Origin of the sequence: Nostoc sp. FACHB-152 (assembly GCF_014697475.1) — a bacterium.
GTDB lineage: Bacteria > Cyanobacteriota > Cyanobacteriia > Cyanobacteriales > Nostocaceae > Nostoc_B.
Genome location: NZ_JACJRV010000021.1, coordinates 1 through 23842 on the forward strand (window position 1 = coordinate 1; position 23842 = coordinate 23842).

General features: G+C 39.9%; 24 protein-coding genes. 12 read left to right on the forward strand and 12 right to left on the reverse strand.

Annotated features, from left to right (window positions below):
* Nucleotides 1–66 precede the first annotated feature (66 nt).
* From H6G76_RS16665 to leuB, 4 genes are all read right to left on the reverse strand, one after another.
* Nucleotides 67–2055 carry a hypothetical protein gene (locus tag H6G76_RS16665; protein WP_190702650.1) on the reverse strand — a complete coding sequence of 663 codons (1989 nt, stop codon included), beginning with the start codon at nt 2053–2055 and terminating at the stop codon, nt 67–69.
* A 75-nt stretch (nt 2056–2130) separates the two neighbouring features.
* Nucleotides 2131–2952 carry an A24 family peptidase gene (locus H6G76_RS16670; protein ID WP_190702652.1) on the reverse strand — a complete coding sequence of 274 codons (822 nt, stop codon included), beginning with the start codon at nt 2950–2952 and terminating at the stop codon, nt 2131–2133.
* An 89-nt stretch (nt 2953–3041) separates the two neighbouring features.
* Nucleotides 3042–3302, reverse strand: a complete 261-nt coding sequence (locus H6G76_RS16675; RefSeq protein WP_190702654.1) for a hypothetical protein — start codon at nt 3300–3302, stop codon at nt 3042–3044.
* 93 nt (nt 3303–3395) lie between these two features.
* Nucleotides 3396–4481: a 3-isopropylmalate dehydrogenase gene (gene leuB / locus H6G76_RS16680; RefSeq protein ID WP_190702656.1), complete on the reverse strand. Its 1086-nt coding sequence runs from the start codon at nt 4479–4481 to the stop codon at nt 3396–3398.
* Between the two features lie 127 nt (nt 4482–4608).
* Here leuB and H6G76_RS16685 point away from each other — a divergent pair, with 127 nt between their 5' ends.
* Together H6G76_RS16685 and H6G76_RS16690 are read left to right on the forward strand one after the other, a co-directional pair.
* Nucleotides 4609–4872 (forward strand): hypothetical protein, encoded by a 264-nt coding sequence (locus tag H6G76_RS16685; protein WP_199337410.1) that lies wholly within the window; start codon nt 4609–4611, stop codon nt 4870–4872.
* Nucleotides 4856–5098 carry a hypothetical protein gene (locus H6G76_RS16690; protein WP_190702659.1) on the forward strand — a complete coding sequence of 81 codons (243 nt, stop codon included), beginning with the start codon at nt 4856–4858 and terminating at the stop codon, nt 5096–5098. The genes H6G76_RS16685 and H6G76_RS16690 overlap by 17 nt, the downstream gene beginning before the upstream one ends.
* A gap of 107 nt (nt 5099–5205) precedes the next feature.
* Here the strand turns inward: H6G76_RS16690 and H6G76_RS16695 are convergent, their stop codons facing one another.
* From H6G76_RS16695 to H6G76_RS16705, 3 genes are read right to left on the reverse strand one after another with little or no spacing between them, the layout of a single operon-like run.
* Entirely contained in the window at nt 5206–5895 is a 690-nt protein-coding gene (locus tag H6G76_RS16695) for a YdcF family protein (protein ID WP_190702661.1), read from the reverse strand.
* Entirely contained in the window at nt 5895–6548 is a 654-nt protein-coding gene (locus H6G76_RS16700; protein WP_190702663.1) for a DUF2301 domain-containing membrane protein, read from the reverse strand. Before H6G76_RS16700 ends, H6G76_RS16695 begins: the two co-directional genes overlap by 1 nt.
* Before the next feature lie 37 nt (nt 6549–6585).
* Nucleotides 6586–7389, reverse strand: coding sequence for an S-adenosyl-l-methionine hydroxide adenosyltransferase family protein (locus H6G76_RS16705; RefSeq protein WP_190702666.1), 804 nt, complete (start codon nt 7387–7389; stop codon nt 6586–6588).
* 111 nt (nt 7390–7500) lie between these two features.
* Between H6G76_RS16705 and H6G76_RS16710 the strand changes: the two genes are divergently transcribed.
* On the forward strand, nt 7501–7656 hold the full coding sequence (locus H6G76_RS16710; RefSeq protein ID WP_190702668.1) for a hypothetical protein: 156 nt from the start codon (nt 7501–7503) through the stop codon (nt 7654–7656).
* 22 nt (nt 7657–7678) lie between these two features.
* Here the strand turns inward: H6G76_RS16710 and H6G76_RS16715 are convergent, their stop codons facing one another.
* The 4 genes from H6G76_RS16715 to H6G76_RS16730 form a co-directional block, all read right to left on the reverse strand.
* On the reverse strand, nt 7679–7900 hold the full coding sequence (locus H6G76_RS16715) for a hypothetical protein (RefSeq protein ID WP_190702671.1): 222 nt from the start codon (nt 7898–7900) through the stop codon (nt 7679–7681).
* 64 nt (nt 7901–7964) lie between these two features.
* Nucleotides 7965–9752: an aspartate--tRNA ligase gene (aspS, locus tag H6G76_RS16720; protein WP_190702674.1), complete on the reverse strand. Its 1788-nt coding sequence runs from the start codon at nt 9750–9752 to the stop codon at nt 7965–7967.
* Nucleotides 9753–9894: 142 nt separating this feature from the next.
* Nucleotides 9895–10935 carry a cobalamin biosynthesis protein CobW gene (gene cobW, locus H6G76_RS16725; protein WP_190702677.1) on the reverse strand — a complete coding sequence of 347 codons (1041 nt, stop codon included), beginning with the start codon at nt 10933–10935 and terminating at the stop codon, nt 9895–9897.
* Between the two features lie 111 nt (nt 10936–11046).
* Nucleotides 11047–11763, reverse strand: coding sequence for a heme oxygenase (biliverdin-producing) (locus H6G76_RS16730; protein WP_190702680.1), 717 nt, complete (start codon nt 11761–11763; stop codon nt 11047–11049).
* A gap of 415 nt (nt 11764–12178) precedes the next feature.
* On the opposite strand from H6G76_RS16730, the gene glmM reads away from it, so the two are divergent.
* The 9 genes from glmM to H6G76_RS16775 all read left to right on the forward strand — a co-directional run bounded on the left by glmM (nt 12179) and on the right by H6G76_RS16775 (nt 22897).
* Nucleotides 12179–13648, forward strand: coding sequence for a phosphoglucosamine mutase (gene glmM, locus H6G76_RS16735; RefSeq protein ID WP_190702682.1), 1470 nt, complete (start codon nt 12179–12181; stop codon nt 13646–13648).
* A gap of 192 nt (nt 13649–13840) precedes the next feature.
* Complete coding sequence (locus tag H6G76_RS16740) at nt 13841–14488, forward strand: hypothetical protein (RefSeq protein ID WP_190702685.1); 648 nt, start codon at nt 13841–13843, stop codon at nt 14486–14488.
* A 111-nt stretch (nt 14489–14599) separates the two neighbouring features.
* Nucleotides 14600–15031, forward strand: a complete 432-nt coding sequence (locus tag H6G76_RS16745) for a hypothetical protein (protein WP_190702688.1) — start codon at nt 14600–14602, stop codon at nt 15029–15031.
* A 77-nt stretch (nt 15032–15108) separates the two neighbouring features.
* Nucleotides 15109–15267, forward strand: a complete 159-nt coding sequence (locus tag H6G76_RS16750) for a hypothetical protein (RefSeq protein ID WP_190702693.1) — start codon at nt 15109–15111, stop codon at nt 15265–15267.
* A 240-nt stretch (nt 15268–15507) separates the two neighbouring features.
* The gene (trmFO, locus tag H6G76_RS16755) at nt 15508–16833 is read left to right on the forward strand and encodes an FADH(2)-oxidizing methylenetetrahydrofolate--tRNA-(uracil(54)-C(5))-methyltransferase TrmFO (RefSeq protein ID WP_190702695.1); all 1326 of its coding nucleotides are present in this window, start codon (nt 15508–15510) and stop codon (nt 16831–16833) included.
* A gap of 312 nt (nt 16834–17145) precedes the next feature.
* A complete protein-coding gene (locus tag H6G76_RS16760; protein WP_190702698.1) occupies nt 17146–18603 on the forward strand; it encodes an asparagine synthase-related protein in 1458 nt (485 codons plus the stop codon).
* A gap of 239 nt (nt 18604–18842) precedes the next feature.
* Nucleotides 18843–20306 carry an MOP flippase family protein gene (locus H6G76_RS16765; RefSeq protein WP_190702701.1) on the forward strand — a complete coding sequence of 488 codons (1464 nt, stop codon included), beginning with the start codon at nt 18843–18845 and terminating at the stop codon, nt 20304–20306.
* A gap of 59 nt (nt 20307–20365) precedes the next feature.
* The gene (locus H6G76_RS16770; RefSeq protein ID WP_190702704.1) at nt 20366–21520 is read left to right on the forward strand and encodes a polysaccharide pyruvyl transferase family protein; all 1155 of its coding nucleotides are present in this window, start codon (nt 20366–20368) and stop codon (nt 21518–21520) included.
* Nucleotides 21521–21766: 246 nt separating this feature from the next.
* Complete coding sequence (locus H6G76_RS16775; RefSeq protein ID WP_199337411.1) at nt 21767–22897, forward strand: glycosyltransferase; 1131 nt, start codon at nt 21767–21769, stop codon at nt 22895–22897.
* A gap of 22 nt (nt 22898–22919) precedes the next feature.
* Here the strand turns inward: H6G76_RS16775 and H6G76_RS16780 are convergent, their stop codons facing one another.
* Entirely contained in the window at nt 22920–23459 is a 540-nt protein-coding gene (locus tag H6G76_RS16780; RefSeq protein WP_190702709.1) for a GAF domain-containing protein, read from the reverse strand.
* Between the last annotated feature and the right edge of the window lie 383 nt (nt 23460–23842).

Below are 23842 nucleotides of genomic sequence, written 5' to 3' on the forward strand. Positions count from 1 at the left end.
ATTCGGTTTATAGCTTGGGTTTTCTCTATTAACCAATCTAAATTATCTAAGTTTTATTTAATTTTCTTATATTATTTTACCATAGTTACTCTGGGAGAGCCTTGTTGTTTTTCCTGAACCTGTAGGAGTACAAAGTGCAAATGATTCTGCTGTTGCTAGTTTTTCAATTCCACAGATTTGAGAACGCCATGCTAAAGCTTTACGGTTTTGATAACTTTGGCGTAAATACCGCTCCAGAAAATTTCTGCCATTTTGAGTGATCATCTGAGAAAGCCCTTCTAGATGATGTCGTAGAGAAGTTTCTACATATACAGAAGTAACTTCAGCACACAATTTACCTAAAAGCCAAGAATAAGTGTCGTGTCCGTGAAGAAGTACTTTAGCAATATCAGAGAGTTTTTCAATAGCTCTATCTAATCTAGATTCACTGCCCCAGCGCATTTTTGCACATAAAATGCCTAGAGAACTAGCAGTTTCCCTAACAATCCACTCATTAAATCTATTAGACGCTTTATCAGGATCATCCCAAAGTAAGCTTGTTTCTGCTTGGGAAGTGGATGATGCTGTTGCCCAATATTCTGTCAATCGTTGCAACAGGCTAGGAAAATCAGCTTTCAGTAAAGAACGAAGAATTTCAGACTCAATTCCCTCATTTGTCTCTTCATTGAGTAAACCTGTAGACCTAGCAGGATAACCAGCAAGTTCATAGACAGCAGCCGCAAGTAAACGAATTGGTAACAGATCCGGGTTAAGTTGGGGATGAGATAGCCATTCAAGTAACTCACCAGCCCGTAGCATACCATTACGCCAATTATCATCTCCAACTTCTCGCTGTATAAATGCAGCTTCAATAAGACGGACAGCATCATTTAATCTTTCACCAGCTTCATCTTCTCTCCACCCAATTAATCCCTCTTGACCTGCACGAAGTCTGGTATGTTGGCTGTAGAGTTTTGCAATAGCAGGTGTCAGTTTTCTACCCGCCAGACTATTTTGTAGTTCTGCCGCTAGAGCAATAACCTCTTCACTTGGTTGAGACATCTCATTTTGGAGACTTTCTCCCTTTACTATGACATCAGACTTTGCCTGTGCTACCTCTGAACCATTTGCTTGTTTAACTATCTGGGGAGTAATATTTGTGGAAAGATGAGAACTTTTCTGTTGGCTATAGACAGTTTTAACAAGATTTTCTACTTCATTGAGATGAATTTCAACTGCTTCCAGCTTTCTTCCCACTATATATTTTTCGTGTACTTTGTCAGGAGATAACCAAGTATTTTTTCTAACAGGATGTTGACCACATATATAACTAACTAAATCATAACGTTCATAATTTTGCTCAACTTTATTTAACTTGATATTTAACTGAAAAAGCTGTAGTTCATTTCTCCATTTAGAAGCCAAGTCATCGTTGTAGTCTTGTAATATTTCGATAATTTGTGGAAGGTCAACTGGATATTTATTTGGTGCATTTGCTTTTATGTGTGCTTCAGCTAACATCGTGCTATCATGACTAGCTGTACATTTAGCTTCACAAATTAAAGAGGCAAGAATTTCTCCTTGACTGTTACGCCTAAAAGCAAGACAGTCATCACCTGTACGTCCAGGTCGTTTTTTTGCAATTTCTCCAGTTTGATTTAGAAATTCTAACTGTTGAAACTCAACTAGATGGAATCGAAAAAGGAAAACAGGAACTTCCCAGTCATCAAGTCCAAAAGGAGCCAAATTTTCAGCAATAATTCCTGCAAATATCTCTCCAAAGTAACCTTTAAGTGTCTGAATATGAAGAAGCTCTGGATAACCGTCTGATGGGTCTATAGTAGGGACACTTTCAAATGGATCAAGAGAATTTCCTGATAATTTACGAAGCCGATATCGAGCATCATCATGAGCTTTTTGAACAATTAAAATTAACTCATGGATAATTAGCTCTCTTTGGTCTATATTTTCCTTAAGTAATCGATGTATGTATCGTTTATCTCCAGATTCACTAATTGAGTCACATAACCAACATGATATACTTTGAAAATAAGTAATTTTTTGTCTTTTGTTCACTTTCAATATTCTCTTTGATCACATAGTAGTGCGTAGGGTAGGAAAACTTTGCCCACCCTACTTTACAGATATTATTTAGCTGGAAGGAAATGCAAATTTCAAATAAGCCGATAAGATAGCTGGGCCGGTAAATAAAGTGATGATTGCGCCTAGAGCTAAAAAAGGTCCGAAGGGAATTTTAACTGAGGTTTTTTGCTGCGATCGCACAATTACTAATCCACCTATTAATACTCCCACAGCACAGGCAATTAAACTAGCCAAAAGTAAATACCGCCAACCTAGCCAAGCACCCATCATGGCTGCTAGTTTGGCATCTCCTGCGCCCATTGCAGTTTTACCTAAAGCTATTGAACCACCAAGAGCGATCGCTTCAAATAGCCATAAACCGATGACAGCACCGACTATCCCCATCATCAGCTGTCTGATTAATCCCACACCGTTGGCTTCAGTGACAAAACCGCTAACCATTTGAAACCCTAAGCCTATCACTAACCCCGATTGAGTTAAGGCATTAGGGAGAGTCATCGTATCTAAATCAATTAGTGCTAATGCCAATAACCAACTACAAAAAGCCCAATATCCTAAGGTGGCGATCGAAACTTGAAATACTAAAAAAATCGTAACAAAAAGTAAACCTGTTATCGCTTCTACAATTGGATAACGAACAGCAATTTTATTTTTACAATAACGGCATTTTCCTCGTAACCACAACCATCCCAGCACGGGTACATTGTCATAAGCTTTTAGCTGGTTTAAGCAATGGGGGCAACGAGAAGGCGGCCAAAGAATCGATAACCCCGCAGGGATTCGATAAACGACAACGTTGATAAAGCTACCTATAGATGCACCCAAGGCGAAAACAACAATAATCGCCGGAAAGTTTATTAAAAAATCCATATAGTTATTTGTCAATTGTCCTGTGTCATTTGTCTTTTGTTATTTGTTGTTTGTCAAATAACTAATGACCAATGACTAATGACCATTGACTAATACATATGTGATTCAATTTGATTTAAAGGTACAAAACATTCTTGAGGTAAAAGGACGGGTTGGTGAGTGAAAATCACTTTACCCCGATGGGTAACACGATTAATTGCTACCCCTGAAGGCTGCCCAGCGATTTCAGGATGTACTTCACAATAAGTGTAGTAAATCTTGCCAGCCGCTCTAATGATAGCGGGATCAATTAGAGGTGGCTGAATTCTAGACGCGCTGAAATTAGCTGTTTCTTGTCGTAAAGCGTACACTATGTTACTGCTATCTACTTACTAGATTTTGTCTATAGTGTACCCGAAACTTTCTGTAAAGATTGCCAATTTGGCGAGTTTTTACTCAAACAATTATTTATTTAAAGCTTGAATGAGTGAATTTCCCATTGCCTGACAACCTAAAAGATTCATTCCAGGTGACATGATATCGCCTGTGCGATCGCCTTGTTCTAAAACTTGCAACACAGCTTTTTCTATACTATCTGCGGCTTGCGGCTGATTTAAGCCATAGCGTAGCATCATTGCTGCACTCAAAACCTGCGCCAGAGGGTTGGCTTTATCTTGTCCGGCAATATCTGGTGCAGAACCGTGAACGGGTTCATATACGCCAGGGCCAGAAGCACCCAAACTAGCAGAGGGTAGCATCCCAATACTGCCAGTCAACATGGCGGCAGCATCGGAAAGAATATCACCAAATAAGTTACCTGTCACAATCGTATCGAATTGCTTGGGAGCGCGGACTAATTGCATTGCTGCATTATCGACGTACAGGTGAGAGAGTTCCACATCGGGATATTCGGCGGCAAGTTTGGTAATGCGATCGCGCCACAACTGCGATACTTCTAATACGTTAGATTTATCCACAGAACAGAGTTTACCGCGTCGTTTTCGGGCTGTTTCAAACGCGACTCTACCAATGCGGTCAATTTCTGACTCGCTGTAAACCATTGTATTGACACCGCGTTTCTCGCCTGTTTCTGTTTCAAAAATGCCTCTAGGTTTACCAAAGTAAATTCCACCTGTGAGTTCTCGCACCACCATAATATCTACGCCTTCTACAACTTCTCGTTTCAAAGTCGAAGCCTCAATTAACTGGGGCAGAATTTGGGCTGGGCGTAAATTAGCAAATAACCCCAAACCTGCACGTAGCCCTAACAAACCAGCTTCTGGGCGTTGGTTGGAAGGCAGAGTATCCCATTTATAACCACCAATAGCGGCAAGTAAAACAGCATCACTGTTGCGACAAGTGTCTAAGGTAGCGGCTGGCAAAGGTTCACCTGTAGCATCAATAGCTGCGCCACCAATTAAAGCCTCTTGGAATTCAAACCCAAGATCAAATTTTTTCCCTACAACTTTCAGCACATCTACCGCCACTGCCATAATTTCAGGGCCAATGCCATCGCCGGGAAGTAAGGTAATGCGGTAGTTCTGAGTCATAGTTGGTTTCTTTGAGGTAAGTGCTTGCAGATTAAATATCATACCGAGCAAGATGTACCTATGGAAGCTTTAATTTATTTAGATGTGTGTTGTCTGCGACCCTTTGAATTCCTATAGAAAACAGCAAATGATGGCTTGGGTTGCCATAGCCAGCACTACAATTCTTGGCAATCAACAGGTTAAAGCTCGTGCTAAAGAACTTGTTAATCTTGGATTTAAGGCTTTTGATGCCTCCTACATAGCTTGTGCAGAAACTAGGAATGCTGATGTTTTGCTCACAACTGATGACAGGATGCTACGTTTAGCAGCTAGACACAGCACCATGCTAAAAGTGAGAATAGAAAACCCTTTGCGGTGGGTATTGGAGGTAATAAATGCTAGACGTGACTAAGCTTACTCAAGCTGAGATTAGAAGGTTGGGAATAGAAGCTTTGACAAAAGCTCTTGGCCATGCGGGAATGGCAAGATTTATGCAGCAATTTGAAAGAGGTAGCGGAGATTACACACGAGATAGGGAGCAAATTTTAGGAAATCCAACTATCGATGAAATCTTTGAGCGAATTGAGGAACATCGCCAACAGCAAGAGAAGGGCGAACAAGAAACAAATATTGACTAAATTTTGTTCCTACAAACTTTATTGGTATCTACCCGCAGCAGGTGTAGCAAAATGATTATTACTGGCAAGTTTATTTGCAAGTTTATTTTGTTGTAACGAATGCTATATTACATCTTCCAACTTATAAACAGTGCATAAATATATGCGATCGCCTCACTCATAACTGTACGCACTCCTTCGCTAGAATTCCACCATTTGTGAGAGTTATAAGTCCCTGGATTGATAGCAATAATTCCTACTTCAATGGTAGGAGCCAAGGTATTTTTAAATATTAGCCAGCTTCTTCGGGCGTGAGCATCACTTGTCAATAAATTGATTGAGTCTATTTGTAAATTTTTGTCTTTAACATACTGTTTTAATGCTCTCGCCGAGGCAATAGTTCGATTTATTGTTACCTCAGGAACAGGAATCGCTCGCAGTTTTTCTTTTGGGATACCCATTTTATGTAATGTAGCTGCGGAAATTTCGGCAAAATTATTATATTCAGCCAAATAAAACCCTTGGTCTACTGGTACTCCTACAGTTAATATTTGGCTATAGGAACCTTGTTTAAATTCATCTACTGCTTTTTTTAGTGCATAGTCGGATATCCATCCTTCAACAACTAATACATCTGCTGATTTTATAGGATCGTTGACTGCCAGAAATGGGTATAACTTAGCAATGATGAAAAATATAGAAATGCCAAATGTAATTAGGAATATTAACCATCCCTGAAGTGTCAACGTCCATATTTCCTGACGCTTGAGAAGCCTAAATTTGAACAACTTGATATCCTGAGATTTTTTTCTTTGCATTACACCTTAGCTGTACGTTGGGCTTTTAAATAAGCAAATACAGATTTATCGCCAATATCTGCGGGAATTGCTTGGAATGTTTTACGCACAGCAAATACTAAGAATAAAGTTGCCCAAATTCCTAAGAGAATCTGTTCTACATGAATTGGTAAAAATCCTAGAAGATGTCCTAACAAAAGTCCGGGAACTGTGAAAGTTAAGGCTTTAGTTTCTAGGCGGTTAAAGCAAAATGCTTCTTTAAAATAAATGCCTGTCAATGCCGCAAAAGTAAAACCTATTCCCAAAATAGTCAGTGGGTTTGTGTAAACAGTCACAGCAAAGGGTTGGCTGTCAACATGGGCAAAGATAAATGCAGAAATACTCCCAATTAGCCAAAAAACTTGTAAAAGTCGGTGCAGAGGAGCCATGTATATATGGATAGTCAGCAAGCTGACACCCAGGGCTAAACTAAAACAGGTGTAGAAAGGGGTAATTGCTTGGATGGTAGTCGGGTTATAGTTGAATGCTAAGGCAGTACCTATCGCAAAGCTAAGTGCAGCTACCATTAATGCAGTGCGATAGATGATTACGCCAGTGCGATCGCTCTGATCAATGGTGAATTCGCCAAACTGTCCTTGATAAACTTGTGATGGAGATACGGTTTGCGTGGTCATAAAACAAGAGTGATGAGTCAGCAGTCCAATTAATAGTCTAATAATTAATGACTTTTAACGCATCTTGCCAGTTGATATGCAACTTTGAATGGGCATCACCTCCATTGATGGCAATTTCTACCCAGCCATGACTACCAACTAAGGCTACAACCTCGCCAACTTCGACATCACTGTAAGTTTCACACCCTGGGATTGTCAACCCAGCAATTTGCACGTGCCACGTTTTACCTTCCACGTAACTTTGAGGAATATTGCTGATTAAGTTGCCAAAGTGATCTATATATTGAATACGACCTAAAACACCATCTCTGGTTTCTTGGCATTGACCTATATCTAGCTGTACCAAACTTGCTGGATTTATTTCTTGTCCTAGCTGTCTCAGGGGAACGCCATTAGCAAGGTTTGCTCCCACGGGTGCAAAGATATCTCTACCGTGAAAAGTGCGGCTAGGTTCGGGAGTTCGCCAATATTTGGGGTTTGTCAGTTCAACGGCTGCAACGGCAGGACTTTGACTTAATACGCCACTGAATATGCCATTATCGGGGCCGACTAAAAACCCACCAGAAAATTCTACTGCGATCGCTCGGCGTTTACTACCTACACCCGGATCTACCACTGCTATATGCACAGTTCCATCGGGAAAGTAGGGATAAGCATTCATGAGGCAAAATCTAGCAGCCGCAATATCTTGTGGTGGAATTTGGTGCGTTAAGTCTACCACTGTGAGTAACGGGTTGATTTGGGCAATTATACCTTTCATTACCCCAACATAAACATCGCGATCGCCAAAGTCGCTGAGTAAAGTTAAAAGCGATCGTTGATTTATTTGACTCTCTAGCATGAATTAATTGTCCTAAGATATATTAAGGCATAACTTTCTGTAGCAACAGCTACAAAATTTATGCTATGTTAGGATTACGAGACATATAAAAAAATAAACAGGAAAGTCATTATGAGTCAAAATAGATTACAGGCTATGAGACAAGCCAAAGAAGTACACAGACAAAACCTCAGAAAGAATTTAGAGCATCGCTTAGAAGTAGCAAAGGCTCAAGGTAATGAGAAGTTGGTTCATCAGCTAGAAGCAGAAATGCGCTATCTCGGCTAAACTTACTAGATCAGTTGATTGTTTACAGTTTTGTTGTGTGGAAACCCCGCTTAGGCGGGTTTTTTGTTGGGGGAGAGTTGAATAGGCAATAGACAACAGGCAATAGGCAATAGTTATTTACCGCCTCTGCTCCTCTGCCTCTTAAACCTCCGGTGCTACAAGCTCGTAATTGCTCTGCCAAGCGTTCAGCACGTCGTATGGCATCTGGTAACAAATCTTTTATCAAGGTGATAGGCTCATTCATAAACAAGTTAGGGGATAGGAGCTTGATTCTATTTTGACAGCATCACTCATCCCCTTGAGCTTTGTTATGCCTTTGGTTTGTATGTCGAAGCAACGTGTAATTCTTTCAATTGCTTGACATCTACCCCAGAAGGTGCATCTGTTAACAAGCAACGGGCTTGTTGTGTCTTCGGAAAAGCAATGACATCACGGATAGATTCTTCGCCAGCCAGTAGCATAACTAAACGATCTAAACCGTAGGCGATACCACCATGCGGAGGCGTACCATATTCAAAGGCTTCTAAGAGGAAACCGAATTTACTTTGGGCTTCTTCTGGCGATAAGCCGATGGTTTCAAACACCTGTTCTTGAATTTCGCGCTGATAAATTCGCAAACTTCCGCCGCCAACTTCAAAGCCGTTAAATACCAAGTCGTAAGCTTGGGCGCGGGCTGTTTTTAAGTCGTGTATGTCGTCGGGATGAGGCGCGGTGAAGGGGTGGTGTAATGCTTCTAGGCGTTTTTCGTCAGCATTCCACTCAAACATGGGGAAATCAACAATCCATAACAAGTTGAGTTTTTCAGGATTGATTAACCCAAATTCTCTAGCAGTAAATTGCCGCAATCTATCTAAAGTTTTGTTAACGGTAGGCGCATCACCAGCACCAAACAATAACAAATGTCCAGCTTTTGCACCTGTGCGGCGGAGAAGTTCGGCTTTTTGTTCTGCTGTGAGGTTGTCTTTAATTGCACCGATGGTGTCGATTTCACCATCTTCTCTAACGCGAATGTAGGCTAAACCTTTCGCCCCGGCTTCACTGGCTTCTTTGAAGATGTCGCCGCCTGGTTTAATTCGGACGTTAGAAATTTTGTCGTTACCGTCGGGGATAGGGAGAATTTTGACAATCCCACCGTGGGCTACAGCATCCCGGAAGACTTTGAAACCAGAGTCTTTGAGGATATCGGAAACATCAACTAATTCTAAATCATAGCGAGTATCTGGTTTATCGCTGCCGTAACGCGCGATCGCATCAGCGTAGGTTAAGCGCGGGAAAGGATGGGGTAAGTCAATTCCTTTAACGGTTTTGAAGATATGGCAAACTAGTTTTTCGTTGAGTTCAATAATTTCTTCTTGAGACATGAAACTCATTTCCATGTCTAATTGAGTAAACTCTGGTTGTCTGTCGGCGCGTAAATCTTCATCCCGGAAGCAACGGGCTATCTGATAGTATCTATCCATCCCGGATACCATCAAGATTTGTTTAAATAGTTGCGGTGATTGCGGTAAAGCAAACCATTCGCCAGGGTTGACGCGACTGGGTAGAACATAGTCCCGCGCACCTTCGGGGGTGGAACGAGTAAGGACTGGTGTTTCAACTTCGATGAAAGCTTCTGTGTCTTCCAAATAGCGACGCATAGCTTTAACAACTTGATGACGCAGTTGCATATTTTGCGCCATGCGATCGCGCCGTAAATCCAAATAACGGTATTTTAGTCTTAAGTCTTCTCTTACCGATTCAGTGTCAGCAATGGAAACCTGAAATGGTAGCTGCTTACGCACAGCATTCAGCAATGTAATTTTATCCGCGTAAATTTCCACTTTACCTGTGGGAATACGCGTATTCAGAGATTCTTCGGGACGTTGTGTTACTCTACCGGTGATTTCGACGACGTATTCATTCCGCAAAGCATTGGCTTGCTCATAAGAATCAGGGGTGCGTTGCGGATCGCTGACAATTTGGACTGTACCAGAGCGATCGCGTAAATCTAAGAATATCACGCCCCCATGATCGCGGCGACGGTCTACCCATCCGTACAAGGTAACAGTTTCTCCAATATGTTCTTTTCGGAGTTCGCCGCAATAGTGAGTTCGCATAGTAGTTAATCTGTTCTTCCGGGCTAGATGGGTCAATAAAAGTCAAAGCTTTCCCATTATCTAGCATCAATAGTATCTAATTAAAGAACAGATAGCATATTTTAGCAGAAGGCAGAGGGCGGGGGAGCAGAGGAGCAGGCGGTTATAAAGTGACGAGTTGGGATTCGATTTCTTGGGAGTTCAAATCACGACCAATAAAAACTAAGCGGGTTTGCCTTGGTTCTGCTGCTTGCCAAGGGCGGTCATAAAATTTTTCAAATCTGTTACCTACGCCTTGCATTACTAAACGCATGGGTTTGTTGGGAACTGCTACAAATCCTTTAATCCGGTAAATTTCTTGTTGATTAACTATGTTTTGCAACTGTTGTTGGAGTTTTTCCGGGTCAAAGGCGCGGTCTAAAATTACGTGGGTTGAGATAATTTCGTCGTCGTGGTCGTGGTCTTCTTCTGTGTCGTGATGACTGGGACGGCTATCTAAGTTATCTTCGACGGCGGCTTGCCATCCTAATAATACCGATGGGTCGAGTTGACCGCGATCGCTCTCTACCATTTTTACCACTCTGGGTAATTCTTGTTTCACTAATTCCTCAACTTGGGTTTTAGTGGCGGCATCTACCAAGTCAGTTTTACTTAAAACTACCAAGTCTGCACAAGCGAGTTGGTCTTCAAATAATTCTTGTAAGGGTGTTTCATGTTCTAGGCTATCATCTGCTTGGCGTTGGGCGGCGATCGCTTCTAAATCACTGGCGAATGTCCCGGCGGCTACGGCTGCACAGTCTACGACGGTAATCACTGCGTCTACTGTTGCGGCGTTGCGAATTTCTTGCCAACGAAAGGCCTTTACCAGTGGTTTAGGCAATGCTAAACCTGATGTTTCAATCACAATACAGTCGATGCTGTCGCGCCGTTTAATTAACTCTTGCATTGTGGGAAAAAACTCTTCCTGCACAGTACAGCAGAGACAGCCGTTGGTTAACTCAAAGATATTACTTCCGCCATCTTCATCTTCGGGGCAAACTTGGCAAGATTTTAGTAATTCGCCATCAATACCCAATTCGCCAAATTCGTTGACTAAAACGGCGATGCGACGACCTTGGTTATTTTGTAGTAGGTGGCGAATTAGGCTGGTTTTACCACTACCTAAGAAGCCTGTAATCACAGTCACGGGAATTTTTGTAGCCATTTTAATTTTTAAAGACAGCAGTAGGGGCAACTTCCTTGCGATCGCCTTACCTTGATAAGATGACCCCAGGGAAACTGCCCCTAGAATTCACAAATATTAGTTTACAAAAATTTACTCAGCAGTAGCTAGTTCGGTGCTGCCACGTGTGCGGCGACGGGTGAGGCTGTTGTATAACATCATACCAATGGCTTTGATGAGGTTGCCTTCTAATTCTTGGAACATTTTCATGTTCATCCCGAAGGCAGCGTTAGCTTCATCAACGATGCGATCGCCTGTAGCATCATCAATAGGCATCTCATCTAAAGCTTGGCGATATTTAGCCTTAAATGCCTTCTCGTCAGTAATTTCATCAAACTCATAAAAGGCAGTTCCTTGCCCATCGTTCAAATTCATCGCTGTTACAGCAATGTTTTTGAGAATTTGTCCCCCAGATAAGTCACCCAAGTAACGGGTGTAAGAATGAGCAATTAACAATTCTGGTTGGGTTGCCGAAACTTCGCGGATGCGTTGAACGTAAGCTTCACCTGCTGCCGATAGTTTGATTTGATCGCGCCAGTTATTACCGTAATAATAGAGCAAGTCTTGCTCTAGGCTATGCTTGCGGTTGAGTTGGGGAAAATTAATTTTAGAAACAATTGGGTGCTGACGGTGCTTTTCCATCTCCTCTTCCATTGCCGAGTAGATGAAATAAAAGTTAGCCACTAGCTTTCGGTAAGAGCTTTTCTCTACCACTCCTTTTAAAAAGCACTTGACAAAACCTACATTTTCTGCCATTGTGTGGGCTTTTTTCGTACCTACACGCAACTTACTGGCTAAATTACTGCTCATACTAAATTTCTCACCTTTAACAGGGTATACCGGGTTTCTAATTTACGAACGGCTAAAAAAGGTCATTAAAAAGTAACATTAGAACTATTTGATGAGAATTTATATTAAAATTTTTTAAGCAAAGGCAGTATGTAGCTTTGTTAAGCTGTCCCAGTTGCAAAGATATAACCACCCTACCCATCGCTGAGAAAAAAACTCAACTGCAATCAGGTAAAAAATAGAAATTTCTGTACAAAAAATTTACAAACTTCAGAAAAATTTTCAACAGTTTCACGGAACTCAGTCTATCGGTAATAGATTTCTGAAAAAAAAAACGAGTATAAAGTACAGATAAACAGGCAACTATTCACTTGGATTTGGTGAATAGAGAGTAAAGTAATATTTTCCAGAATTATGGTGTGGGGTATTTAACATTATGGTTTCATCAATAACTCGAACTCAAGGCGAGATTAAAGGTCTTTCGGTAACAGCAGATAGTTGCGACAAAAATCGGGCAGATAGTCTAGCATTTAGCTTGATATCACTACCAACAACTCCCTTATTCGGTACAGATGGGATTCGGGGGAAGGTAGGAGAAATACTGAATGCACCCTTAGCTTTAGAAATTGGTTTTTGGGCAGGGGTGGTCTTACAGAATCATACTGCTAATGTAGGGCCAGTAATTCTGGGGCAAGATTCGCGCAACTCTAGCGATATGTTAGCAATGGCTTTGAGTGCAGGGTTAACAGCCGCCGGAGTTGAAGTTTGGTATTTAGGTTTATGTCCGACTCCTTGTGTAGCTTACCTGACTAGTGTAAGTGACGCGATCGGCGGCGTGATGATTTCTGCTAGCCACAACCCCCCAGAAGATAACGGCATTAAAGTTTTTGGTGCGAATGGTGCGAAGTTACCGCAAGCATTACAAGCCGAAATTGAAGCCGGATTGCGCGGTAAATTAGCAAATGTGGGTAGTGTAAGTAATCACGGCAGACATTATGCACGTCCGCAGTTAGTAGGAGATTACAGTCTAGCGTTGCAACAGCCTTTGCAGAATGGCGGAAGTCTGCAAGGGATGAAGATTGTTTTAGATTTGGCTTGGGGTGCAGCTGTTGGGTTAGCACCACAAGTATTTATGGAAATGGGTGCAGAAGTTGTCTGCTTACATAATGCCGCAGATGGCGATCGCATTAACGTTGAGTGCGGTTCTACTCATTTAGATATATTGCAAGCCGCAGTTAAAGAACACCATGCCGATATGGGCTTTGCCTTTGATGGTGATGCCGATCGCGTGTTAGCAGTAGATAATACTGGCAGACAAGTAAATGGTGACTATATCCTTTACCTCTGGGGTCGCCACCTGCAACAACAGCAACAACTACCAGACAATTTAATAGTTTCCACCGTCATGGCTAACTTAGGATTTGAAAGGGCATGGCAACAACAAGGTGGTAAATTAATTCGCACTGCTGTTGGTGATCAATACGTGCAGGCAGAAATGCTACGAACTGGCGGAATGCTAGGCGGCGAACAATCTGGTCATATTCTATGTAAACACTATGGCATTACCGGAGATGGCTTGTTAACAGCCTTACACATAGCCAGCTTAGTTAAACAAGCGGGTGTGACTCTCGGCGAATTAGTAGACCAAAGTTTCCAAACCTATCCTCAATTATTAAAGAACGTGCGCGTAGTAGACCGCGATCGCCGTTTAGGTTGGAAAGATTGTCTCCCAGTTCAACAAGCAATCAGCCTTGCTGAAGCCGCAATGGGTGACGCTGGTAGAATCTTAGTTCGCGCCTCCGGTACAGAACCAGTTATCAGAGTCATGGTAGAAGCTGCTGATGCCGAACTCACCCAGCATTGGACTAATGAGTTAGTAACCAAAGTCCAGCAGCATTTAGCGTAAGAGTAATTGATTACCTTGTAGAGACGTAGCATTGCTACGTCTCTAATTATGGAATGTAGAAAAATCTTATTATTCAGACATCTGACTCAAAAAACTTTCCGAGAGACTGCATAAAAAAATCAAGGTCAATCTATTGAGTAAGTGAAGGGGTTAAACCTCAACATCCAAACACTGAAACTTAGGAAACTGACCATGAAATTCCGTAACATCACAAGTTCTTTACTTACCGCCACCGCACTTTTAACCAGCACACTTCCAGCTTTTGCCGGCCCCTTTGATGTTAAACCTGCTGGTATCTTCAAGCCTGTTGATATCGTTCCTGGTGGGGTTGTAGGTAATGCTACTCCAAAAAATCCTACATCTGGCAATTCAGTTGGTAATAGCGAAATTCAAGGCTTAGGCGACCATCAATCTTGGGTTGATCCCAATACCTTAGCCAAAGATCCTCGCGCCTTGTGTAGCGATGTCGGCTTAGGTAACAACACTCGCAATAGTTCCACCAAACTTGCTTTAGCAACTTCTGACAGCACTCGTTCTAGTTCATCTCGCAGCCATAATGATGGCGGTGGCGGTGGTGTCAGCTTCTTGGGTATTGGTGTCAGTGGTAATGGTTCTAGCCAAGGTAGCCAAAATAATAGTCAATCTCGTGATCTTCGCAACAACCGCACAGAAGAAAATAGCAGCAGTTCTTCAACTGTGGTTCAAGGTAAAAATTGCGATGCTTTTGTAAATGCTGCCGCAGCCAGAGATATGAACTACCAAGACAATCTCAGCCGTCGTTATGAAATTAAAACTCGTCGTCAAGGAGAACAGGTTAACCAACTACTTGACAATAAATAATTCTAAATACTTGGGCGGGCTTGCCGTTCCTCCCTACGCATATAAGTTGATTTTTAATTGAAAAACGCCGGGGTTAACACCCTGGCAATTGCTTTTATTGAGGACGAAATTATGAATAGCAGTCTGAGAGGGATTTTTATGAGTGCAAGTATGTTGCTCTTATTACCATCTTTGGCTAGTGCCGACACCCCAAGGCGTAGCAATCATGACTCACAAGTCTTACCTTATTTATTAGATAATCCCAATACAAATCCAGGGGTAAGGGTGCGTTGCTTGCCCAGGTATAGGCAAAAGTTAGAGAGGGAAAGGGGGGAAATCAGAAATTATCTTTTACAGTCAGATTCAGGCAGTCTTAATACCGATACTGTTACCATTGAAATTGCTGGCAGTTGTCGCCATATCAAAATTCGCGTACAAAATGACGCAAGTTTTGATGATTACCCAGTTTACAATCCCTATTTAGACGAGCATCATACTAACTTTGATAATTCCTGGCTGACTCGTAAAGGTTCAGGATGGTACTGGTTGCTGCGTCATCCATAAGGATAGTATTTTTGTTAACTTTAAGAGTTTTCATTAGTCGTGATAGGTTGGTCACTAGTTATATTTGAGGTTGGTAAATGTCGCCACGCACTTACATTGACCCAGAGGATAATGGCTGGGTAACAGAGGAGGACTCAGGAGAAATCAGAGAAGCTACACCAGAAGAAATTGATGAAACTATCCAGCAGTGGGAAAAGTACGAAAAAGATGGCAATGAAGCAAGCAAGCAAGAATGACTTAACCAGTGGAAAGCAAGTCTACTTTAGAGGTTACATTTACAATGTTTGGTGGGTGTCTGAAAGTAGAGTCAAAATTGTAATGCCAGGACATCACCCTAACTCGTGGGTGTCCCCTTATCCGGCTGGCGTGTACACTGTACCAGCATCTTGGGAGTTGCCAATAACGCACCCTGAACTATACATAATGAACTAAAAGATTCACAATTTCTTTATAACTCAGGACTTATAAATTTGATTATGGAACAACAACCGATACAAGTAATTGGAGGTGGACTAGCTGGGACAGAAGCAGCATGGCAAATAGCCCAAGCCGGAGTACCTGTAATTTTTCATGAAATGCGTCCCAAACGCTTCAGCCCTGCCCATCATACAGAACATTTGGCGGAGTTAGTCTGTAGTAATTCCTTTGGGGCAATGGCAAGCGATCGCGCGGCTGGATTACTGCACGAAGAACTGCGACAATTAGGGTCGGTTGTTATATCTAAAGCTGATGAACACGCGGTTCCGGCTGGCGGGGCGTTGGCGGTAGATAGAGGCCAATTTAGCCAAGATTTAACCCAAGCTGTATCTAACCATCCTTTAGTAGAATTTCGGCGTGGTGAAGTAAATGCCATCCCGGAAGGAATTGTAGTGTTGGCAACTGGGCCGTTAACTAGCCCCGACTTAGCCGAAGACTTGCGCCGCTTCACGGGAATGGAATATATGAGCTTTTTCGATGCGGCTAGCCCAATAATTGTTGGCGAGTCAATTAACCGTGATATCGCTTTTATGGCATCCCGCTATGACAAAGGTGAAGCCGCCTATCTTAACTGTCCAATGAATAAAGAGCAGTATTTGCGGTTTTGGCAAGCACTTTGCGAAGCAGAACAAACAGAACTGAAAGACTTTGAACGGGAAACCGCGAAGTTTTTTGAGGCTTGTTTGCCTATTGAAGAACTGGCACAACGGGGAGAAGATACGATGCGTTACGGCCCGTTAAAGCCAGTCGGTTTATCTGATAGTCGTACGGGGGAGCGTCCCTATGCTGTGGTGCAGTTGCGACAAGAAGACAAAGCTGGGCAACTGTGGAATATGGTTGGTTTTCAAACTAACCTGCGTTGGGGTGAACAAAAGCGAGTTTTTCAACTCATCCCCGGTTTAGAAAAGGCAGAATTTGTGCGGCTGGGAGTCATGCACCGCAATACTTTTATCAATGCGCCCCAACTAATGCAGCCGACTTTGCAATTTAAACAGCGTCCCACTTTATTAGCTGCTGGACAGTTGATTGGTACTGAAGGCTATACCGCCGCCGCAGCTGGTGGTTGGCTGGCAGGAACCAATGCAGCCCGGTTAGCCTTGGGTAAAGAACCGTTGATTTTACCGCCAACTACAATGTTAGGGGCGTTATTAGAGTTTATTAGTTCTGCGTCACCTAAGCATTTTCAACCAATGCCTCCCAATTTCGGGATTTTGCCAGATTTAGGTGTAAAAATCAAAAGTAAACAAGAGCGTTACGGACGTTACCGCGATCGCTCTTTGGCAGATTTATCTAACTGGAAATCCCAAATTAGCGTCAACCAGTAACTTTTGTGCCAGCAATTTAAAGGGGCGATCGCTTGCCATGATATTCTGCGATCGCCGCATAAATTGCTCAAATAATTATCATACAGTAAGTAACTGTGTAATCTAATTTCTTTTTACAAGCCTCATGTGCAGCAATTATTGCGTTTTCTTTTTGCCAATAAATATTGTTAGTTAACTACTAGTCAATCCTCTATTAATTCCTCTATTTACATCTGAATACTATTCAAAAATTCAGCAACATCTTCATATAAGTATACCTGTGTCCACTCATGCTATAGGATAGTTTTTAGTGCCTTAATTTTAGGAATACCTATGATTACTAATGGCAAAAGTTTAGTCGGACAGTTTATTTTATGTCAATCAGAAAATTATATACCAGAAAATTGGAATCTCCGACGTAGCGGCTCTTGGCTGTTAGGCTTTCATTCAGATTTGCCAGTAATTGAAATTCTTGCATCTGACTCCTCTTTGATAGGATGGCTACTTGGATATGCAATTGATACAAACGGTTTATTGCTGAATAAAAGCTTACAAATTCCGGTATTTCCAAACGATAACAACGATGCTTCTCAACTGGAATCATCGCTTTATGACTTCGGTGGGCGTTTCCTGGCTATATTCCTGACCAAGAATATCTCGCGTGTCTATTTAGATCCCCTAGCTTCTCTTTCAGCAGTTTTCTGCGCTCATGAGCAGATTGTTGCCTCATCCACAGCTTTAATTCCATATTCAGAGGATTGTCAGGATAATTATGAGTTAATTAAGATACTAGATATTCCTAACAAAAATAACTGGTATCCATTTGGTTTAACCCCAAGACATTCAGTTGAACGACTATTACCTAATCATTTTTTAAATTTGAATAATTGGCAATCAACAAGGCATTGGCATATTAACCAAATAACTACAGTTCAAAATAAAGATATTAAACATTCTATAAGTGAAATTGCATCTATTGCCCAAAATAATATCAAAGCACTTGTACAAAATTCCCCAGTTTATCTAGCATTAACTGCTGGAAGAGATTCAAGAATGCTTTTGGCTTGTGCGCGAGAACATCTCCAAAATATTGAACTGTTTACAGTAAAAATCCCTGATCAAAAAGGAATACAAGATTGCGAACTTGCCTCTCAAATAGCTAAAACATATAAATTAAATCATCGAATTCTAGAATTGGAAGAAGCAACAGAAGCCGAACTAAACGAATGGTTGTATAGAACCGGAAATTGTGTTGCAGGAAGGACATGGAGAAATGTTCGGACACTTAAACAGTTAGATCCGCAACGTGGATTATTACTTGGAATGGCTGGCGAAATTGGACGTGCTATTTATTGGTCTGCTTCTGATACAGAATCTACCCAAATTGCGCCAGATAGACTGTTAAATATCCTTGAACTTCCAGTTCATCCTTACCTCGAAGAAAGAGGTTATCAATGGCTTAACAGTTTAGGAACCAATAATGCTTTTTCAATACTAGACCTTTTATTCATAGAGCAGAGATTAGGGTGTTGGGCTGGGCCACAACAATATGGCCACATCACAAGTGCCTTCCGGATATTTCCCTTATGTCATCGTAAAATTATTGAATTAATGTTAAGTTTACCGCCTAATTATAAGCGTTCTACAATGATGGTTAATGACCTGATTAATAATCTTTATCCTGAACTACTTAGGTTTCCATTTAATAACTACACAGGACTAAAAAGATATTTTAATAAATTGAAAAATATAGCTGAATCTTATTCTTCTACATTCAAATGGAAACGGTAAAAGTAGAATCGTAATCCTCTAATACAAAAATTTAATAACTTAGTTTCTGGGTTTTAATCTGAGGTTTTATCCAAACTTCATTAAAATTTAGAATATATAAATATTTTGTAAATTTTAATACTTTTATAGATAAGTAAAAAACAATCTTACATTAAATGTATATGGATGATTTAACTGAAGAAAATCCTAAAGTTACATCCTAAGTTATTCTAAAGTTATTATAAGGCTAAACTTTAGTAATGCAATCAAGCAAAGAGCCATCAAATTTACGGCAAAAAGCTGTTAGAGGAGTATTGTGGTCTGCTCTAGAAAGTTGGGGACGGCAACTGATCTCTGTCGGTATTTTCGTAGTCATGGCACGCTTGCTAGATCCACAAACTTTTGGTTTAGTCGCTCTCGCAACCATATTTTTAAACTTTTTGCAAATTTTTCTTGACCAAGGTCTTTCGCAAGCAATTGTACAACGTCAAGATTTAGAAAAAGAACATTTAGATACTGCCTTTTGGGCTAATCTAGGAGTTAGTGCGCTAGCAACTATTTTAAGTATTGCTGGTGCTGGATTGATTGCTGATTTATTCAAAGAGCCTCAGATCACGCCAATAATTCGTTGTTTATCTCTTAGCTTTATAATTAGTGGTTTTAGTAGCGTTCAAGAAGCAATTTTTCAACGCAAACTAGCTTTCAAACCCCTTGCTATACGCTCATTAATCGCAGTAATTATTGGCGGGATAGTAGGTGTAACTATGGCCTTTATGGGGTTTGGAGTATGGAGTCTTGTAGGTCAGCAATTAACCAGTAGTGTTGCACAAGTTTTAGTGCTTTGGTGGGTAAGTGACTGGCATCCAGGATTCAGATTTTCGCAAAAACACTTCAAAGAATTATTTGCCTTTGGAGTGAATGTCATGGGTATAAGTTTATGTAACTTCTTTAACCGCCGCTCAGACGATTTTTTAATTGGTTATTTTCTGGGTTCTACTGCATTAGGATACTATAGTGTTGCATATCGTTTACTGCAAACTTTAACGCAATTACTCACTAGCATTATTGTAAAAGTTTCTCTTCCAACATTTTCCAGATTACAAGCAGAACCTGAAAGACTACGTAATGCACTTTATAAAGCAATCCAATTTACAACTTTAATAACTTTTCCAGGTTTTTTGGCCACAGTAATATTAGCACCTGAAATAGTGATTGTAGTGTTTGGCGAAAAGTGGTCACCAAGTATTCCAGTTATGCAAGTTTTAAATATTATAGGTATTCTTTATGCTTACTTTTTTTTCAACAGTTCTTTGATGATGGCTGTAGGAAAGCCTTCTTGGAAATTGGCTTTAGATTTTGTACAATCCGTCAGCAATGTTGTAGCCTTTGCTATAGCTGTTCAATGGGGAATTGTTGCTGTGGCAGCAGCTTATGTCATTAGAGGTTATTTGATGACACCCCTAACCATTTGGGTAGTTTGGAAGCTAATTCGCATTGATGTCAAAACTTATCTAAGCCAAGGTGCTGTTGCTCTAGCAGGAACAGCGATTATGCTGATTGCTATCGCTATTGTTAAATATTTTTTGAGTAATTTAATCAGTACTTCTGCGATATTAGCAATCTCTATATTGATTGGAACACTAGTATACGTTTTGTCAATTTTATTAATTAGACCAAAATTATTTTGGCAAGTAGTAAATATTGCCCGGTTACCTAATAAATAAAAAATTATCTTACCAAGCATCAACGAAATAAATAATTATTGGACTTTTAAGGAGGAATTTTGGCTAGAAAAAAAGAAGTGGTTATATGCGGGTTTTACGGTAATCACAACCTTGGCGATGAAGCTATGCTTGTAGGGATGATTAACCTACTGCAAAAGCAGCAAAATGATTTATCATTTACAGTCTTTTCTAATGATCCGCAAGACACTAAATCTCGTTACTCTGTGCAGTCAATTCATCGCTACCAAGAAGATTCAAAAATTAAAAGACTTTTGAAAATACTTCAAAGTAGCTATTTTGTTCTTGGAGGTGGTGACTTGCTACGTGATAGTGTGCAATACCCTATCGTGCCAAATTGGTTAGGTTTTCTACAGCAAGCTCTCAAATTTCGTCGCCGTACACTTGTAATTGGTATTAGTGTTGGAGACATTTGGAAACCAGAAAGTAAAGTTCTGATTCCTCAGGTTCTCAACAAAGTCGATTTTTTGGCTGTTCGTGATATCCAGTCTAAAAAGAAGCTTGAAGAATTAGGGGTGAGTAATTCTATTTATGTTATGAGTGATTTAGCTTTACAGGCTATACCAGAAACATTATCTCAATCTACACGTTCAACTAACCAACCTCTTCAAGTAGGTATTTCAGTGCGGCATTTGACTGGACGTGGTAAGTCTGTAGATGTCGATATATATAATTCATTGCAAAAAGAAATAGCAGCACTAGCAGATTTTTTAGTAGAAAAGTATGGAGCGATAGTTCACTTCTTACCTTTCCGAACACACCAAGATAGTTATCATCCTACCGATGATGACTATGTAAGTATATTAAGCTTGCTACGCTACAGTCATCATTCAGCGAAATTTGTTGTGCATCGGAATTTTGAATCGCTTCACAAGCTGAACACCTTAATTAGTACTTTAGATTTAATGATTGGTATGCGGCTACATTCGCTGATTCTTTCAGCTGGTTTGGGTGTGCCTATTATAGCTGCGGAATACGATCCTAAAGTTCATGGTTTTATGGAGGAAATTGGTCATTCTCCGCTTTCAATTCCCTTAGAGTATTTTGATCAAGCACGTTTAATTCCGCTAATTGATAAAATTTTGCAAGATCCGTTAACAGCCCGCCTGAACATAGCAGCAGGAGTTAAAAATTACCGCCAACGAATGGAAGAAGTAGAGATAGCTCTAAAACAGTTATTCTCTTCTAACAGTTGACTTTCTCAACATGGTTTGGAACTTTTTAAAATTATAGAAAAACTTCTTAATATTCAAAATAGCACTCATAGTTTTGATAGTAAATAAAATATTAATGGTAATACCTAAAGTATAAGGTTTGATTTTTACTATCAAACTAACGGAAAACAACAAAATACAAAACTATTACATTCAAATCGAAAAAACAGCATTTTTCTGGTGCTGTATGACAGCATAAAGATGTTTTTAAACAACCTCTAATTAACTATGAAGTCAGAATACTCTATTGAAAATGCTTCTAACGAAAAAAAAATAAAAGCCGTTTTTTTACCTAAATTCGTTTATGAAAATCCTTATATATCACAGTTAATTAATAATTTAAAAGAATTAGATATTAAATTAGTGCTTCCAAGCAGTTCATCTTCCACCACTTTCTTTTTACCCCTAGTAATTTTCCATGAAAAAGCAAATTTTGTACATTTTCATTGGCTACATCCATTCTTTTTAGACAAAAATAAATTTGTTAATATAGCCAAGCTAATCATAATAATAATACAGTTAGTTATTCTAAAAATAATTAATATAAAAATTATTTGGACTATACATAACCTGAAGAACCATGAAAACAAAAACTTAATTTTTGAGCGTATTTGTAGTATTGTTGTAGCTGAATTGTCTGATGCTATTATTACTCATTGCCGAGTAGCTAAAGAAGAAGCCATAAAAGAATTTTTTATTAGAAACAAAAATAAAGTTTTTGTTATTCCACATGGTAATTATATAGATTCTTATGAAAATAAGATTGAAAAATCACTAGCCAGAAAACGTTTAGGTTTAAAAGATTCTAATCTTGTTTTTCTCTTCTTTGGTGCGATCCGTCCTTATAAAGGAGTCTTTGAACTTATAGATACGTTCAACCAAATACATGGTGAAAAAATTGAATTAGTCATTGCTGGCAGGGTGCATAATGATAGCAAAGAAATGACAGAGTTACTTAAGGAAAAGATTGCTAATGATCAAAGAATTAAGTTTTTTCCAGGCTTCATTCCTACTGATGAAGTTGAAATTTATATGAATGCTTGTGATGCAGCTATATTTCCATACCGAGATATTTTGACATCAGGTGCAGTACTTTTAGCAATGTCTTTTGGTAGAGCCTGTATAGCACCATGTAAAGGTTGTATTGGAGAAGTACTTGACAATGTTGGGGCATTTTTATATGAGGTAGATGATGACAATGGCTTAATGAAAGCTATACAGTCTGCTGTAGAAAGACAGCATGAGTTACCTTTGATGGGACGGCATAACCTTCAGTTAGCCCAAAAGTATAATTGGAAATATATTGCTGAGATGACAGCTGATGTATATCGTTATTGTCTAAAGAGTTCCCAGGAATGAAATTACTTGATTTATTTGTAATTTAACTGCCTAAAATATTGGAGTCGGTCGCTAGAGTTTTGGCGGCTGTTTGTATTAAGTTGATATCTGCCTGTGACCAATTACGAGAGCTTTGGCAGTGATGTGCTACTAACAATCCCCATAAACCTTTGGGTACTACAATGGGTACAACTAAGTTAGCACGTACTTGGATGCTGTGGAGAAAATCTCGATGACAAGGTTCAAGGGGTTCATGGTGAATATCAGCGATCGCTCTCACTCTTCCTGCTAAATATAAAGCTGCATACTCGTCGGTAAAGCAGCGATCTTGACCTGTAGAACCTAAAATTGAATATTTCTCTGAGCTTAAAGCCTCAAAAGTTACCTGTCCATGCCACTGCCAATAAAAGTAATATAAAACCACGCGATCGACTTGAAGTGATTCTCTTAGTTCTTGGGTCGTTTGCCTAATTAATGCATCACGTTGCATTGTTCTGACAAGGCGATTCAAGACTCTTCGCAACCCCTGTTCAACAGGTTGGTGTGATCTGGGGTCAAATTCCGGGTGGGAGTGAATTTGCACAGTTCTAATAGTGATGAGTTAAGGCAGTCTCTAAGATTTATATAGTAATTTATCAAACCTTTTCTTGAAAATCATCTGGATAAATTCTGAGCAATGAATTTGATAATTATCAAATCAGATGCAGATACTATATTATTTATTTCTTATATTTCGAGAGTACATAATTTTTAGCTGCAAGTTCACACCATTAGCATAATTTATCAGATAAAACAAAAAAGTTAATATTGATTTAAACTTTGTAATTTTAAGCTAATAAATTAGGATTTTATGAAATAAGAAATTTGACTGAACGAGAAAGAAAATTTTTAGAGCGATCGCCAATGAATGTTTATTTTAAATCTTTTTAACAAGAAGTTACAAATTTATCTATTTTTTTATATTTA